The organism is Bradyrhizobium sp. CCBAU 25360 (assembly GCF_028128695.1).
Classification (GTDB): domain Bacteria; phylum Pseudomonadota; class Alphaproteobacteria; order Rhizobiales; family Xanthobacteraceae; genus Bradyrhizobium; species Bradyrhizobium ottawaense.
This window is the reverse complement of record NZ_LBJA01000041.1, coordinates 149,470-164,764: the sequence shown is the minus strand read 5'-3', so window position 1 is coordinate 164,764 and position 15,295 is coordinate 149,470. Positions and strand designations below refer to the sequence as shown.

19 protein-coding genes are annotated in these 15,295 nt (G+C 64.9%); 11 read left to right on the top strand and 8 right to left on the bottom strand.

Annotated elements, in window-relative coordinates; translation table 11 throughout:
* Window positions 1-51: 51 nt before the first annotated feature.
* A complete protein-coding gene (locus XH81_RS22400; RefSeq protein ID WP_028139883.1) occupies window positions 52-342 on the bottom strand; it encodes a hypothetical protein in 291 nt (96 codons plus the stop codon).
* Between the two features lie 237 nt (window positions 343-579).
* Between XH81_RS22400 and XH81_RS22395 the strand changes: the two genes are divergently transcribed.
* Window positions 580-804, top strand: coding sequence for a hypothetical protein (locus XH81_RS22395; RefSeq protein WP_028139882.1), 225 nt, complete (start codon window positions 580-582; stop codon window positions 802-804).
* A 59-nt stretch (window positions 805-863) separates the two neighbouring features.
* Here XH81_RS22395 and XH81_RS22390 read toward each other — a convergent pair whose 3' ends face one another.
* Both XH81_RS22390 and mddA read right to left on the bottom strand, forming a co-directional pair.
* Window positions 864-1,286, bottom strand: a complete 423-nt coding sequence (locus XH81_RS22390) for a GFA family protein (RefSeq protein ID WP_028139881.1) — start codon at window positions 1,284-1,286, stop codon at window positions 864-866.
* Between the two features lie 216 nt (window positions 1,287-1,502).
* Window positions 1,503-2,291 (bottom strand): methanethiol S-methyltransferase, encoded by a 789-nt coding sequence (mddA, locus tag XH81_RS22385; protein WP_028139880.1) that lies wholly within the window; start codon window positions 2,289-2,291, stop codon window positions 1,503-1,505.
* 133 nt (window positions 2,292-2,424) lie between these two features.
* Here mddA and XH81_RS22380 point away from each other — a divergent pair, with 133 nt between their 5' ends.
* The gene (locus XH81_RS22380; RefSeq protein ID WP_028139879.1) at window positions 2,425-3,972 is read left to right on the top strand and encodes a winged helix-turn-helix domain-containing tetratricopeptide repeat protein; all 1,548 of its coding nucleotides are present in this window, start codon (window positions 2,425-2,427) and stop codon (window positions 3,970-3,972) included.
* Window positions 3,973-3,993: 21 nt separating this feature from the next.
* Here XH81_RS22380 and irr read toward each other — a convergent pair whose 3' ends face one another.
* Window positions 3,994-4,479, bottom strand: a complete 486-nt coding sequence (irr, locus tag XH81_RS22375; RefSeq protein ID WP_028139878.1) for a Fur family transcriptional regulator Irr — start codon at window positions 4,477-4,479, stop codon at window positions 3,994-3,996.
* Between the two features lie 189 nt (window positions 4,480-4,668).
* Between irr and XH81_RS22370 the strand changes: the two genes are divergently transcribed.
* Window positions 4,669-4,980, top strand: a complete 312-nt coding sequence (locus XH81_RS22370) for a hypothetical protein (RefSeq protein ID WP_028139877.1) — start codon at window positions 4,669-4,671, stop codon at window positions 4,978-4,980.
* A gap of 3 nt (window positions 4,981-4,983) precedes the next feature.
* Here XH81_RS22370 and XH81_RS22365 read toward each other — a convergent pair whose 3' ends face one another.
* From XH81_RS22365 to XH81_RS22355, 3 genes are all read right to left on the bottom strand, one after another.
* Entirely contained in the window at window positions 4,984-5,553 is a 570-nt protein-coding gene (locus tag XH81_RS22365) for a DUF2147 domain-containing protein (protein ID WP_028139876.1), read from the bottom strand.
* 32 nt (window positions 5,554-5,585) lie between these two features.
* The gene (locus XH81_RS22360) at window positions 5,586-6,248 is read right to left on the bottom strand and encodes a DUF3313 domain-containing protein (protein ID WP_097668976.1); all 663 of its coding nucleotides are present in this window, start codon (window positions 6,246-6,248) and stop codon (window positions 5,586-5,588) included.
* Between the two features lie 247 nt (window positions 6,249-6,495).
* Window positions 6,496-7,134, bottom strand: coding sequence for a TetR/AcrR family transcriptional regulator (locus tag XH81_RS22355; protein WP_028139874.1), 639 nt, complete (start codon window positions 7,132-7,134; stop codon window positions 6,496-6,498).
* A gap of 215 nt (window positions 7,135-7,349) precedes the next feature.
* Between XH81_RS22355 and XH81_RS22350 the strand changes: the two genes are divergently transcribed.
* The 7 genes from XH81_RS22350 (at window position 7,350) to XH81_RS22320 (ending at window position 14,392) form a co-directional block, all read left to right on the top strand.
* Complete coding sequence (locus XH81_RS22350; protein ID WP_028139873.1) at window positions 7,350-8,900, top strand: ABC transporter substrate-binding protein; 1,551 nt, start codon at window positions 7,350-7,352, stop codon at window positions 8,898-8,900.
* A gap of 206 nt (window positions 8,901-9,106) precedes the next feature.
* A complete protein-coding gene (locus tag XH81_RS22345) occupies window positions 9,107-10,078 on the top strand; it encodes an ABC transporter permease (protein WP_028139872.1) in 972 nt (323 codons plus the stop codon).
* Window positions 10,075-10,914 carry an ABC transporter permease gene (locus tag XH81_RS22340; protein WP_028139871.1) on the top strand — a complete coding sequence of 280 codons (840 nt, stop codon included), beginning with the start codon at window positions 10,075-10,077 and terminating at the stop codon, window positions 10,912-10,914. Before XH81_RS22345 ends, XH81_RS22340 begins: the two co-directional genes overlap by 4 nt.
* 2 nt (window positions 10,915-10,916) lie before the next feature.
* The gene (locus XH81_RS22335) at window positions 10,917-12,536 is read left to right on the top strand and encodes an ABC transporter ATP-binding protein (RefSeq protein WP_028139870.1); all 1,620 of its coding nucleotides are present in this window, start codon (window positions 10,917-10,919) and stop codon (window positions 12,534-12,536) included.
* A 374-nt stretch (window positions 12,537-12,910) separates the two neighbouring features.
* Window positions 12,911-13,087, top strand: coding sequence for a hypothetical protein (locus XH81_RS22330; RefSeq protein WP_162832263.1), 177 nt, complete (start codon window positions 12,911-12,913; stop codon window positions 13,085-13,087).
* Window positions 13,084-13,293, top strand: coding sequence for a hypothetical protein (locus XH81_RS22325; RefSeq protein ID WP_028139869.1), 210 nt, complete (start codon window positions 13,084-13,086; stop codon window positions 13,291-13,293). Before XH81_RS22330 ends, XH81_RS22325 begins: the two co-directional genes overlap by 4 nt.
* 109 nt (window positions 13,294-13,402) lie before the next feature.
* Window positions 13,403-14,392: an AEC family transporter gene (locus XH81_RS22320; protein ID WP_333913685.1), complete on the top strand. Its 990-nt coding sequence runs from the start codon at window positions 13,403-13,405 to the stop codon at window positions 14,390-14,392.
* Between the two features lie 15 nt (window positions 14,393-14,407).
* Here the strand turns inward: XH81_RS22320 and XH81_RS22315 are convergent, their stop codons facing one another.
* A complete protein-coding gene (locus XH81_RS22315; RefSeq protein ID WP_028139867.1) occupies window positions 14,408-14,692 on the bottom strand; it encodes a hypothetical protein in 285 nt (94 codons plus the stop codon).
* A gap of 208 nt (window positions 14,693-14,900) precedes the next feature.
* Here XH81_RS22315 and XH81_RS22310 point away from each other — a divergent pair, with 208 nt between their 5' ends.
* Window positions 14,901-15,221 carry a hypothetical protein gene (locus tag XH81_RS22310; RefSeq protein ID WP_028139866.1) on the top strand — a complete coding sequence of 107 codons (321 nt, stop codon included), beginning with the start codon at window positions 14,901-14,903 and terminating at the stop codon, window positions 15,219-15,221.
* Window positions 15,222-15,295: the final 74 nt, after the last annotated feature.

Below are 15,295 nucleotides of genomic sequence, written 5' to 3'. Positions count from 1 at the left end.
CAGGGCGCCCTGGGCCCGAGGCGATGCAATCAATTCAATCGAATGGAAATATCAGCGCACGCCGGCACGATTGACCGGGCCGCCGCGATTCATCGGCGTTCCCGCGCGCACGCCGACCCCGGGCGCGCCGACGCCGGGTGTTGCGACCGCGGCCCTTGCGACCGGCGCTCCCGGCGCGACCACCACCGCCGCCGTCGGCCGCACCACGCAGCCCTTGGGCACGCCGACCGTCTTGCAATAGACCACCGCCTGTGCCGGGCTCGTGCCCAGCGACACCATCGCCGCGCCGGCCAGCGCCATGACCGTCAGCCCCGCACTCAGCGCTCCAGCTCTCTTCGACATCCCTTGCTCTCCTGCTTCCCGTTCGGCGTCCCGATGCAATCACCGGGTTTCGCAGCCGAGGTGCAGCCTGAATGACAAAAGACGGCGCGCGGATACATGCCATGAAGATGGGGGTCGCTGCGGCCGGGACACCGGGCCGACGCCATGAACATGGCATGGACCCGTGCACGGCCTTCGCGAGATGGTCCGGCCCGATTGATCCCGGTCGGGACAACGTCGATTCCAGAGAGGTGCTTTATGAAGATTTCAGCTGTTGCCGCGCTGCTGCTCGCCGCTTCCGCCCTGCCCGCTGCTGCGCAATCCGGTCCATCGGTCCAGGAGCAAATGGCCTGCCGTGGCGATGCCAGCAAATTCTGCGCCGAACATATCGGCAAGCCGCCGCAGATGAATGCCTGCCTGCGCGAGAACAAGTCGAAGCTCTCGGACAGCTGCCGCAAGGTCGTCGAATCGCGCGGCGGCTGATCCGTTATCCTTCTCTACAAAGAGGGCGGCGCGTTGCCGCCCTCTCGACACCGGCGCCGCTACTCCTGCATCATCTCGCCGCTGCCGCCGAACTCGGCCGGAAAATCCTTCAGCTTGGGCAGGCCGTCGCGCATCGGCAGCACGGTCTCGGCATAGTTGACGTGAACGCCGGGCGCGAATGCGAGCGTCGGGATGGTGGCGGTGAAGACGTCGACCAGTCCGAGCGGCGGATGGTTGGTCATGAGATGGCCGCCGCACTTCTTGCAAAATTTGCGCTCGCTGAGCGGCGTCTTGGCAAACGTCTCGACATTCTGGGCGCCTTCGGTGACGCGCACGGCTTCGGGCTTCCACAGGCTGAAGGCGTTGACCGGGCCGCCCGACCAGGAGCGGCAGGAACGGCAATGGCAATAGCCCATCGCCTCCGGTGCGCCCGTGACCTCGATCGTGACCGCGCCACAGAAGCAATTTCCGACATGTTTCATTTGGTCGTCTCCGTTTGATGAAGAGGAAGAAATCCTCTCCCCGCTCCTCGTCCACAATATGTCGGGACCGATGGGAATGCGGGGAGAGGTGTCGGGGTGAAGGGGGACATCACCCCGGGGGACGTTGAGGGGACGGGCGTGCGAGATGCTCGCATACCCCAGTTGGCGCGGCCAAGCGTCCTCCGTTCGGCGGACGCGCGCGGTGCCGCGCCGAGGCTAGAGTGACCGGCGCCAGGGAATAAGCATCGACACCCGTTGTTTGTACTGCCGGTACTCGTCGCCGAAGAGAGCGACGAGGTCGTGCTCCTCCAGCGCGATGCCGACGAAGATGTAGAGCGTAGTGACGACCGCAAACAGCAGATGCCCCGCGGTCATGGTCGGCGCCGCCCAGAACGCAATGATGAAGCCGAGATAGATCGGATGGCGGACGAAATTGTAGAGCAGCGGCGTCCTGAAGCGCGGCGGCGTCATCTCCTTGCCGACCAGATGGTTGGTCACCTGATGCAATCCGAACAATTCGAAATGATTGATCAGGTAGGTGCTGGCGAACACCAGGATCCACCCGGCGAAGGACAGCGTGACCAACGTCACGGCGAGATCCGGATTCTCGACATTCCATACGATCGCAGGCAGCGGACGCCACTGCCAGAACAGGAGCAGCAATGACAGACTCGCGAACAGCACATATGTCGAGCGCTCGACCGGCTTGGGGACGAACTGCGTCCACCACGCCTTGAACTGCTTGCGTGCCATCACGCTGTGCTGAAGGGCGAACAGCGACATCAGGAGGAGATTGACGATGACGGCTTCGGCCGTCGGCGTGTCGGTTCCGGTATCGATGGTCTTGGGCACCACCAGCCCCATGACGAAGCCGATGGCGTAGAGAATGGTGACGAAAAACACGAGATATGCCGCAATTCCGTACAGAAAGGCGATGAACTTGAAAATGCGTGAGCCCGCAACCTCCGGGCTGATAGAATGAACCTGGTGATCAAGTTGGGTCATAGAACGCTCCGTTGTGCCGAGGCATCGGCACTGTTTGGTCTTCGCACCATGCCGGATCGGACGCCCCCAGACTTTCGCGGACGGTTGATTTTCGCCTGAGACGACTTTGATTTTTGCTTGAGACGACAGAAACGTGCGATTTCGCTTTGAAAACAACGTGCTCGACGGCGACCTGCGGGAACTCACCTGCGGCGGGGCAGCCGTGCCGTTGCAGCCGCAGGTGTTCGATCTCTTGCTCTATCTCGTCGCGCAACGCGCGCGTGTGGTCAGCAAGGATGACCTGATCAGCCAGATCTGGAGCGATCGCATCATCTCGGATTCGGCGCTGAACAGCCGCATCAACGCCGCGCGCAAGGCGCTCGGCGACGATGGCGCGACGCAGCGGCTGATCAAGACCATCCCACGCAAGGGCTTTCGTTTCGTCGGCGATGTCCGGGAAGATGTGGCAGCGTCGATCGTGCCGGCCGAAGCCCGGCCCGCCCCCTCGCGCGCGGGGGACCGCCCGGCGATCGCGGTGCTCGCCTTCGAGAACATGAGCGGCGATCCCGCGCAGGACTATTTCGGCGACGGGATCAGCGAGGACATCCTCACGGCGCTGTCGAAGCAGCGCTGGTTCATGGTGATCGCCCGCAACTCGTCCTTCACCTACAAGGGGCGCGCAGTCCACCTCCGGCAGATCGCGGAGGAGCTCGGCGTCCGCTACGTCGTCGAAGGCAGCGTGCGCAAGGCGAACAACCGGGTGCGCATCACCGCACAGCTCAACGATGCCACGTCAGGCAGCCATCTGTGGGCCGAGCGCTACGACCGCGAGCTGGTCGACGTCTTCGCCGTCCAGGACGAGATCACCAACGCGATCGCCGCGGCGATCGAGCCGCAGATTCACGCGGCCGAGAGTTTTCGCGCCCACCGCAAGGGGCCTGCGAGCCTGGACGCTTGGGATTTCCTGATGCGGGCGTTGTCGCATTATTGGCGCGTGACCCGGCGCGATCACGAGGCCGCACGGACGCTGCTGGAACGCGCGATCGGGATCGATCCGAATTACGGTCAGGCGCTGTCGGTGCTGGCGGCGAATTACATGCTCGGCGTGCATCTCGGCTGGGCCGAGCTCGCCACCGTGGCGCCGGTGGCGGAAGCCGCCGCGCTGGCCGCGGTGCGCTGCGACCATGAGGATGCCTGGGCGCATGTCGGCCTCGGCAGCGTCTGCTTCTCGACACGCAGGCTTGCGGACGCGCTGTCCGAGTTCGAGCAGGCGCTCGCACTCAATCCGAACTTCTCGTTGGCGCAGGGCTATTACGCACTGGCGCTGTCCTATGCCGGGCGCTCGAAGGATTCGTTCGAGGCCGCCCAACGGGCGATCCGGCTGTCACCGCGCGATCCGTCGCTGGCGATTTATCACGGCATCGCGGGCTATGCGCGCTTCACCGAACGCCGTTATGACGAGGCCATCGCGCTGGCGCGCGAGGCGATCCGCCATCGCGGCGATCTCACCGGCGCCTACCGCGTGCTCGCGGTCTCCGCCGGCATGACCGGTGACGGAACGCTTGCGGAGACGGCGCTGGGCGAGCTCCGCCGCACCCAGCCCGACATCTCCCTGCACTGGATCGCGACGCAACTGCCGTGGGCCAATGACGGGGATCGCGAACACTATCTGGAAGGATTCCGGCGCGCAGGGCTGCGCTAGGCGGCTTCTCTTACCCCGGCGCTACGCGCGCTTGCGGCGCAAATGGACGATGACGTCGAGCCGCGCGATCTCGTGGCCGGGAAGCGCCTCGGGAATCTTGGTGAAGGCGAGACCTTCGGCGACGTCGACCAGGACATCCTCGCCTTCGAGATAGAAGTGCGGGTGCACCGATGTGTCGGTGTCGAAGAACGACTTGATGCCGTCGGCCGCGATCCGGCGCAAGAGGCCGGCCTCGGTGAACTGGTTCAGCGTGTTGTAGACGGTCGCGAGCGACAGATCGGCGCTCGCCGCCATCGCTTCTTCGAACAGGCTCTCGGCGGTGACATGACGATGACCGCGCAGGAACAGCAACTGGCCGAGCGCCAGGCGCTGGCGCGTCGGGCGCAGGCCGGCATTGCCGAGCAATTGCAGACAATGCTGCACGCCCGCATCGGGCGGCAGCTCGATGTTGGCGACATCAGGTCCGCTATCGTCGACCGCAGGGATATTCGTGGCCTGGATGTCCATCGATCGTCTCACGCGTCTCACGGCTCAGGGGGGGCAGGACGCACAGCGCCAAGTCCCGCCAGTTGCTATTCGATCGCAAAAGCGGCGGCCTGGCTTTGATCCGGATCAAATTCGAAAGCCGTCTCTGACCTATCGCAAGGCAGCCGGGTTTATTCCCGGCCAGAAATGGCTGATATCGACGAGGTTCAGATGTCCAGGCCGGTTCCCGACAAAGCAGAGGTCGCGCTCGAATATCCCGACAAGTTCTATGTCGGCACCTTCGAGCATTCGTCGCGGTTCGAGGCGCGGCTCGATGGCAGCGGTGTTGCGCTGGTGCTGCAGCATCCCGGCGCCGCCGACGAACGCAAATCGGTGCACCTGCACCTCAATTTCGGCCTCCTCGCCGGCATCCTGCGTGAGCTCGCCGTCAGCGTCGCCGCCCTCCCCAAGGACGACATCGCACACCGCGAGCAGCTCGCGGACGCGCTCGACGAATTGCGCCGGGCGCTGCGGACCTCCTGAAGACTACTTCGCTTTGGCCTGGATCGGCCTCGGGGCCGGCACCGCCGCCCATTCCTTGTCGGCGCGCGGGCCGTTGAGATCGCCGGTCAGGCCGACGAGCTGGCCGGGCAGAACGTCGAGGGTCTGCTGCCAGGTCTGGGTCTGGCACAGGAATTTGATGAGGCAGCCCTTGAGCTTGAGGCGATCAGGCGACTCGCGCCAGATCGACACCGAGTAGGACTTGCCGTCCTCGGCGTTGTAGATGTCGCCGGCGAAGCGCCCCTCGGGCGTCGCCTGCAGACCCATGATGAGCTGGTGGCCGAGCAATGTGCGGGCGCGCTTGTCCGGATCCGGATTCTGGCTGTCGCGGTAAGGCTGGCCGCGCTTGTCGGCCGGCTCCTTCATCCAGACAATGAAGCCGCAGAGGCGATCGCGTGAGGGCCCGCAGCGCTCGAGGCGGATTCGGGCGCGGCCGTCCTCGACCAGCCAGGTGCCGCTCGGATCTGTCGGCATGACGGCGCCGGCGCGGCCGCCAAACGCCAGCATCACGATCGTGATCGCGATGCGCAGCACGAAGCGAAGGAGAATGTTCATCAGCAACACCTTTCGTTGAATGGATCGCGGCGTCAGTTCAGCTGCGCCATCAGCGCGTCGGCGCCCTTGTCGAGGCCCGCCGTGGCGGCCGCGAGCGCGCCGGCGGTGGCCTTGATGTCGTAGGCAGCGGGGTATTGCTTGGTGACGTAGGCGGAGAGCAGCCGCGAGGTCGTTGCGTCGAAGATCTCGACGCCGTAGACGACCGAGCCGGTCATCGTCCCCTCGCCGTCGCGCGCCGCCTGCACGCCGTTGTAGACGGCGCCGGCAAGGTCGAAGCGCGAGAGCGTGCCGAGCACCGGCGTGTTGGCGACGGCGCCGGTGAGTGTCAGCCTGATCCGCAGCGTGTTCGGCCCGGGCTCGCGCGCCAGCACGAAGCGGCCGCGCAGCCGGTCGGCGAAACAGTTCTGCATGTAGGCAGCGAGCGTCGCCTTGTCCCTGCCGGACATGTCGCCGAACTGATGATCCCGGCCACGATAGATCACGACGGGATCGAGGATCACTTTGTTATAGATGCGCCAGTCGACCGGCGTGGAATAGCGGTAGGGCACGCGGCCGGAGACGTCCGATTTGTCCGGCGCCATGTAGGCCGAGGACGCCATCTCCGAATAGGGTACCGGCGCGATCGACGCGCAGCCGGCCACGGCCACGCAAAGCACCAGCGTTCCCAGACCGCGCACCGCGATCGAGCGATTCATTCCAGACTCCTCTTGGCACTGTTCTGGCGATGGCGACCGCAGCCACGTCAAGGACTGGACGCGGCTGCGGGGCTCACCATTGCCAACCCTCGGCTTCGTCCGGGGCGTTTCGGAAGCGTTGGGCTGCCTCAGTGCTCGGAGTCATAAAACCGACCAGCCGGTTTGTAAAGTTCGAAAGTCACGTCCTGACGCATTTGGCCGCAGGCGCGGCTTTGGGCAGGCCCGGTTCGAATTCGTTAACGATGAATCAGGCGCGTTTGCGCCGGGTTGCAGCCTTCGCGACCGCTGCCGTTCCGGATTTGGCGGCACGTTTTGCGGCCGGTTGTTCGAGGCTGGTCCACTGCGCATCGTCGAGCAGGCGGGCGAACAGTCGCTGGTGCTCGTCCTTGCTGAGCGGCGACATGCCGAACAGCGAACTCAATAGCAGTCCCATCGCTCCGGCCCAGCGCAGCATCGCGAGATCGGGGTCCGTGGCCTCTTCCCTGATCGCGGCCATCCGCTCCATCTCGCGCTCGCGCGGCAGCGCCATCAGACGCGGATTCTCCACCATGGCCGCAACCAGCGCCAGCGCGGCGGAATTCGGCGACGTCGCCGCTTCGCGCACCGTGGCCAGCTGGGTCGCCAGATTGGGATTCGCGGAGGTCTCGCCCGCCTTCGCCATATAACGCGTCGAGAACTCCTCGAAATGCGCCATCTGCCGCTCGAGGAGTGCCTTCAGCACCGCCTCCTTGGTGCGGAACTGATGCATCACGCCGCCCTTGCTCAGCCCGCTCTCGCGCGCAATCGCATCGAGCGTCAACCGGCCCGGCCCGTCGCGCGCGATGATCGCGATGGCTGCTTCGAGCGCAGCATTGCGGGACCGTTCGGAGCGCGTGGCATTGTCCATCGCCGACTTGTCTCCGCGGCACGACGATGAATCAAGTGAAAACAGGACGCGCTGTACATTTTTTGTGCGAACACTGTCGCGACTTTCATCTTGCGGCGCCGAACGGGACTGTGTGAGCCTCGATACCGGATGGGGACTGGGATGGGCCGGCCGTAGCTTTGCGCGCCATGACGTGCGAAGCGTTGACGGCTGGTCTCGCTTGAGAAAGATACGACATGCCGAAACGAGTGTTGCTTGGTCTCCTCCTGGCGTGCGGCCTCACGGCCCCGACACTGGCGCAAGAGCCGAAGACGGGAGGTGTGATCAATGCGGTGATCCAGCCTGAGCCGCCCGGCCTGATGCTGGCGATGGTCCAGAACGGCCCGGTGCAGATGGTGTCGGGCAACATCTTCGAAGGGCTGCTGCGCTACAGCCCAAAGCTCGAACCGCAGCCGGAGCTCGCCGAAAGCTGGAGCGTCAGCGAGGACGCCAAGACCTACACCTTCAAGCTCCGGAAGGGCGTCACCTGGCATGACGGCAAGCCTTTCACCGCCGCCGACGTCTTGTTCTCGGTCGAGATGCTGAAGCAGACCCACGCGCGCGCCCGCAACAACCTCGCGCAGGTCGACAAGGTCGAGGCGCCCGACGACTACACGGTCGTCTTCACGCTCAAGCAGCCGTTCGGCCCGTTCCTCGGCATCTTCGAGGTCGGCTCGATGCCGATGGTGCCGAAGCATCTCTATGACGGCACCGACTGGAAGACCAATCCCTACAACAACGCCCCGGTCGGCACCGGCCCCTTCATGTTCAAGGAATGGCAGAAGGGCTCGTTCATTCGCCTGGCCAAGAACCCGAACTATCACGAGAAGGGCAAACCCTATCTCGACGAGATCTACTGGCAGATCATTCCCGACGCCGCCGCTCGCTCGGTGGCCTACGAGACTGGCAAGGTCGACGTGCTGCCCGGCGGCTCGGTCGAGAACTTCGACGTGCCCAGGCTGTCCAAGTTGAAGGACACCTGCGTCACCGGCGCCGGCTGGGAGTTCTTCTCGCCGCTGGCCTGGCTGTGGCTCAACAACCGCCAGGGCCCGCTCGCCGACAAGCGGGTGCGGCAGGCGGTCATGTATGCGATCGACCGCGAATTCGCCAAGGACGTGATCTGGAACGGGCTCGGCAAGGTCGCGACCGGCCCCTCCGCCTCGACCATCAAATACTATACTGACGACGTGCCGAAATATCCGTACGACCCGGCCAAGGCCAAGGCCCTCTTGAAGGAAGCCGGCTACAAGGGCGAGAAGATCCGCCTGCTGCCGCTCGCTTATGGCGAGACCTGGCAGCGCTGGGGTGAAGCGGTGAAGCAGAACCTCCAGGACGTCGGCATCAACATCGAGACCATCGCCACAGACGTCGCTGGCGGCAACCAGAAGATCGGCGACTGGGACTACGACATCGCCTTCACCTATCTCTACCAGTATGGCGATCCCGCGCTCGGCGTCGGCCGAAACTACGTCTCCAGCGCCATCGCCAAGGGCCAGGTCTTCAACAACGTCGAGGGCTACTCCAACCCCGAGATCGACAAGCTGTTCGCCGACGGCGCCGTCGCAACGCCGGACTCCAAGCGCAAGGAGATCTACGAGAAGGCGCAGAAGATCCTGGTCGAAGACGTGCCGGTGGCCTGGATGCTCGAGCTGCAATTCCCGACCATCATGCGCTGCAAGGTCAAGAACCTGATCACCACGGGGATCGGGGTCAATGACGGCTTCAAGGACGCATGGCTCGACAAGTGAGCCCTTCCTTCTTCACCTCTCCCCGCCTGCGGGGAGAGGTCGAATGTGCGCATAGCGCACATTCGGGTGAGGGGGAGTCTCCACGAGTCCAACTGCTGATACGCTCGCGGAGAGTCCCCCTCACCCCAACCCTCTCCCCGCAAGCGGGGCGAGGGAGTCGCTCCGTCTCCGTGGCTTCAGGTCACATCACCAATATGACTCACTAGATGCTCTCCTTCGTCGCTCAGCGTGTCCTCAAGGGCGTGATCGTCCTGCTTGCGATCGTCGTCCTCAATTTCTTCCTGATCCGGCTTGCGCCGGGCGACCCCGCGGTGGTGATGGCGGGCGAGGCCGGGGCCAGTGACCAGATCTTCGTCAAGCAGCTCAGGGAGAAATTCGGCCTCGACAAGCCGCTGCCGGAGCAGCTCTTCCTCTACGTCAAGGGCGTCGTCACCCTCGACCTCGGCTTCTCCTTCCGCCAGCAGGCGCCGGTCGCAAAGCTGATCGGCGAGCGGCTGCCGGCGACGCTGCTGTTGACGCTGACGGCATTCGCGATCTCGCTCATGCTCGGCATTCTCTTCGGCACCTTCGCCGCGCGCTTTGCCGGAACCTTCCTCGACACCGCCATCACCGTTTTCGCGCTGATCTTCTACGCCATGCCGATCTTCTGGGTGGCGTTGATGGGCATCCTGCTGTTCTCGGTCACCATGGATTGGCTGCCGAGTTTTGGTTACGAGACGGTCGGTGCGAACCTCACCGGCTTCGCCCACGCGGTCGACGTCGCAAAACACCTGATCATGCCGGCGATGACGCTCGGCCTGTTCTTCATGGCGACCTATACCCGCATGACGCGCGCCTCGATGCTGGAGGTGAAGCGGCTCGACTTCGTCAAGACCGCGCGCGCCAAGGGCCTCTCGGACGCCGTGATCCAGCGCCGCCACGTGCTGCGCAACGCGCTGCTCCCCGTCGTGACGCTGGCCGGCGTGCATTCCGGCACGCTGATCGGCGGCGCCGTCATCACCGAGACCGTGTTCGCCTGGCCCGGCATCGGACGGCTGATGTACGACGCGCTGTTGCAGCGGGACTACAATCTGCTGCTCGGCGTCTTCGTGATCTGCTCCGCCATGGTCCTGATCTTCAACCTCATCACCGACCTCGTCTATCGCCTGGTCGATCCGCGCATCGAATTCGCCTCATGAAACAGTTCTGGAAATCGATGCTGCGTAGCCCGAGCGGCGTCATCGGGCTCATCATTCTGGTTCTCGCGATCTCGGTCGCATTGTTCGGACCGATGCTGTTCCCGAACTCGCCATGGCGGATGGTGCAGCGGCCGTTCCTGCCGCCGTTTACGCTCTCCGCCGTGCCGCTCGGCACCGACGCGCTCGGCCGCGACGTGTTCGCCGGTATGATTTTTGGCGCGCGCGTCTCGCTGCTTGTCGGCCTCGTCTCCACGCTGGTCGCGCTGATCGTCGGCGTTCCCATCGGCGCCATGGCCGGCTATTTCGGCGGCAGGGTCGATGACGCCCTGATGCGCTTCACCGAGTTCTTCCAGACCATTCCGAGCTTCGCGCTTGCGATCGTGCTGGTCGCGATCCTGCAGCCCTCGATCTATTCGATCGTGACCTCGATCGCGCTGGTGAGCTGGCCGCCGGTCGCCCGCCTCGTGCGCGGCGAGGTGCTGTCGCTGCGCACGCGCGAATATGTCCAGGCGGCGGTGGTCACAGGCCAGAGCAACACCTGGATCATCATGCGCGAGATCCTGCCGAACGCACTGTCGCCCGTGATCGTGCTGGCCTCACTGATGGTGGCGACCGCGATCCTCCTGGAATCCTCGCTGTCGTTCCTCGGCCTCGGCGACCCCAATCTGATCTCCTGGGGCTACATGGTCGGCGCCGGCCGCACCGTGATCCGCCAGGCCTGGTGGATCACGGTGTTTCCCGGTGTCGCCATCCTGATCTCCGTGCTCGGGCTCAATTTGATCGGCGAAGGCCTCAACGACGCGCTCAATCCGCGCCTGTCGCGGGAGGGACGCTGACAATGACCGCCCCGCCCGCCGTCTCCATCAAGAACCTGCGAATTGCCCTGCCCAAAGGCGCCGAGCGTCCCTTCGCGGTCGACGGCGTCTCGCTCGACTTGCGGCCCGGCAAGATCGTCTGCGTCGTCGGCGAGTCCGGCTCCGGCAAGTCGATGTGCGCGCATGCGCTGATGGGCCTGTTGCCGGATACGGTCTCGGTCGCCTCCGGCGAGATCCAGTTCGAGGGACGCGACCTGCTCAAGCTCGACGACGACGGTTGGCGCGATCTGCGCGGCCGCCGTCTCGCGATGATCTTCCAGGAGCCGATGACCGCGCTCAATCCGTTGATGCGGATCGGCGACCAGATGGCGGAGATGTTCGAGGCGCACGGCCTGCTGACGCCGAGGGAGCGGCGCGCGCGAGCGCTCGCTTTGGCACGGGAGGTCGGCCTGCCCGACCCCGAGCGCATCGTCCGCGCCTATCCGCACCAGCTCTCCGGCGGTCAGCGCCAGCGCGCCATGATCGCGATGGCGCTCGCGCTCGAGCCGGCCGTGCTGGTCGCGGACGAGCCGACCACCGCGCTCGATGTCACCACGCAGGCGCAGATCCTCAAGCTGATCCGCAACCTCCAGCGCAATCGCAACATGGCGGTGATGTTCATCACCCACGATTTCGGCGTGGTCGCCGATATCGCCGACCAGGTCGTCGTGCTCCGGCACGGCAAGGTCGTCGAGGAAGGTCCGGCCGCAACCGTCTTCAACGCGCCGCAGCACGACTACACCAAGGCGCTGCTCGCCGCCGTGCCCTCGATGGACCCGCCGGCGCGCGAGCCGCTCGACGACCAGGCCAGGGCCGTCGAGGTGATCGGGCTCGACAAGACCTATGTCACCTCGGGCGGCTGGTTTCGCGAAGACCGCCGCGTCGATGCCGCGCGCGCGGTCAATTTCAACATCCTCAGGGGCGAGACGCTCGGCCTCGTCGGCGAATCCGGCTCCGGCAAATCGTCGGTGGCGCGCCTGGTGATGCGGCTGATCGAGGCCGACCGCGGCACGGTGCGGATCGGCGAGACCGATCTCACCCAGCTCTCAGGCAAGGCGCTGCGTGCCGAGCGCCATCGCATCCAGATGATCTTTCAGGATCCGTTCGCTTCGCTCAATCCGCGCCGCAAGATCGGCCACATCATCGCCGACGGTCCGATCGCGGCCGGCCTTGATCCCAAGGTCGCGTTCGACCGGGCCCGCGATCTCCTCAAGATGGTGGGCCTGGATGCCGGCGCGCTCGAGCGCTATCCGCATGAATTCTCCGGCGGCCAGCGCCAGCGCATCGGCATTGCGCGCGCGCTCGCACTCGAACCCGAGATCATCGTCGCGGACGAGGCCGTCTCCGCGCTCGACGTCTCCGTCCAGGCGCAAGTCTTGCGGCTGCTCGAAGACCTCAAGACGCGCCTCGGTCTCTCGATGCTGTTCATCACCCACGATCTACGCGTCGCCGCCCAGATCTGCGACCGCATCGCGGTGATGCAGCGCGGCGCCATCGTCGAGCTGAAGCCGACCGCGCAGCTGTTCGCCGCGCCGGAGCATGCCTATACGCGCGAGCTGCTGGCGGCGGTGCCGGGACGGAAAGAGCGCGCGCCGGCGGCGTGACGATCGATCGTATCGAGTTGCCGAATTCCGGGATGGTTCCAAAAACTTGCACGCGGCCCGAGGTGAAACAAATTCGGTCCAGAAGAATTTTCTTGACGAAAATATCCTTGCCGATGAGCGCAAGGAGCAAGTCGACACCAGCATTCGCTCGCGCGGCTCCCGAAGCCCCGCAACGGATGTGAGCTGGTGAGCGGTATCTCAACCCGGCGCATCAAAGGCACGGGAGACGTTGGGATTCCGGAGTGCGCTCACGCGCTTTTTACTCCTTCGTGATCGGCGACACCGCTTCAAAGCCGAAGACGGCGTCATAGATGACGATGAAATGATAAGCGTCATCTGATGACGGGATTTGCCAACTGATATTCGGAGCCAACATGGGCGAAGTCATTCGATTTGTCTCCAAGTCCGAGCGCGAGCGAGCACGTCTCATCCAGGAGGCGCGCGCCATCTACGACAGTATCTTCCCGCCGACCGACCCGGCCAGCGAAGGCCAGGATAAGGCCGCGATGGGTCGTACATATATCGGCCGCGACGGGGGTAACCTGTCGTGATCAAGATCATCGCCGTGCTTTGCAGCCTTGCCTCCCCGACCAATTGTCACGAGCAGGTCGTCACCACCTCGGATTTCGCCGAGGTCTCGGTGCAGTCCTGCCTGATGGGCGCACCGCAGCTCGCCGACTGGATGAACCAGCATCCAGCGGAGCGACTGGCTGCGTGGCGCTGCGTGATCGGTCGACAGGCCGGCCGGGGCATCTAGCCTCTGACGGCCGCGTTCGATCGGCCCGCCACGCCCAGCCATGACGGTCTCGACTGAAGGGAGCTCTTGAGCCAGGGCCACGGCTCGACCAAAGCAGTGACGACACTCCATTGCCGGGGTAACCTCTCGTTGCGGCCATTGGCAGCAAGGGGGAAGCCGGATTGAAGTCGCGAGCCTCGTTCTTCCCGTATTCGCGATCATCGTCACCGGCTGGCTGGCCGGCGAGCTCGGCTATCTCTCCCGCTCGCTCGCCGACGCGCTGGTGCATTTCGCCTACAACGTGGCAATGCCTGCGCTATTGATCGTCACCATCGCGCAGGAGCCCGCGGGCAATCTGCTGGAATGGCGTTTCCTGCTCGCGTTCGGCGGCGGCTCCCTCGTCTGCTTTGCGCTGGTCTTCCTGGTGGTCCGCGCCGGCGGAAAGCATGATCTCGCCAGCAGCACGATTCAAGGCATGGCGGCGGCGATGACCAATACCGGCTTCGTGGCGCTGCCGATCCTGCACGCGATCTACGGCCAGCCCGCCGTCCTGCCTGCTGCGGTAGCGACGGTATTCGTCGCGGCCGTGATGTTTCCGATCACGGTCATCCTGCTGGAAAGGGACGCGCGCGGATCGTCCGCGCAGCCCGCCGGCCTCGCGAAGCAGATCCTGCTCAATCCGATGGTGCTGTCGACGCTTAGCGGTCTCGTCTGGGCGATCACGGGCCTGCCGATTCCGGCGCCGGTCGCGGCCTATCTCAACATGATCGCCGCCGCGCTCACGCCCTGCGCACTGTTCGCCATCGGGCTCGGCCTGTCGGTCGAGGGCCTGCGCTCCAACCTGAAGGCAACGTTCGCGCTCGCGCTCGTGAAGCTCGTGATCATGCCGCTGATCGTCTACGGACTTTGTGTGGTCACCGGCCTCAACGCGCTCTACACCGTCGCCGCCGTGATATGCGCCGCCGTGCCCACGGCGAAGACGGTGTACGTGCTGGCGCACGAGCACAAGGTCGAGGAGAAACTGGTCGCGGCCACGGTCTCGGTCACGACGATGCTGTCGGTAGCGACATTGCTGGTCGCGCTATACCTTCTCTCGGGTCTGGCGACCGGCACGCGCTAACCCGCACGGCCGCACTTATCTCGTGGTGTTGCTCCAGGTGGGCGCCGAGTTGGTCACGCCGACCGAGGGCCAATTGTAAGATCCGACCGACGGTGCCGTGACCGTTCCGACCGTCTGGCCGGACGAGCCGTAGGACGCCCGCGGCTGCGCTGCCGGCGCTCCGGCGCCGCCATAGGTCGGGGCCACCACGCCCGTGCTGTAGTGTCGGCTCGACCGCGCCTTCTTCGCTTCGGCCGCAAAGGGCGCGGCCAGCAGCCCGGTCGTGATGAGCGCGGCAATGGCGAGTTTGATGCTTGTCATGGCTGATCCCTCGATCGCTGGGGCCCTTGTGGCATGTGTTCATTGATCGCACGATGTCCATAGGCACAAGTTCATAACTCCGTGTGCTGGCGAAGGTGGCGAAGCAATGCGTTCGTCACCTCCGCTTCGGACGGATCATCCCCGCCTTCGGATGGACCCGAATCAGCGCTAGTGCATTGCCCTCAGCGACTTCGCGTATTGAGGCGACATGACCGGGCCCGAACTGAAGCAACTCCGCGCCGACCTCTCCGACGCCCTCGAACGGAAGCTCACCGCGGCCGACATGGCAAAGCTCTGCGGATTGCCGGAGAAAGGCGGCGGCGACACCATCCGGCGCTGGGAGGTGAGCGGCCCGACGCCGGCGGTGACCAAGGTGCTGCGCGTGCTTGCGATGGCGAGCGAGCGCTATCCCATCCTGGAGAAGTTCGACATCTTCGATCGACATGACGTGCGCGAGGAGGACCGCCCCGCAAAGCGCGCGGCGTTCCGCGAGCAGATGCGCGATGAGGCGCGACGGCGTCTTGGTTAACGAAGGACGCGCAGAGGTTACCGAAGCCCTGCGAAGTTAAGCCTTCCTTCACCACTTCTTAAGCCGGCATTAAG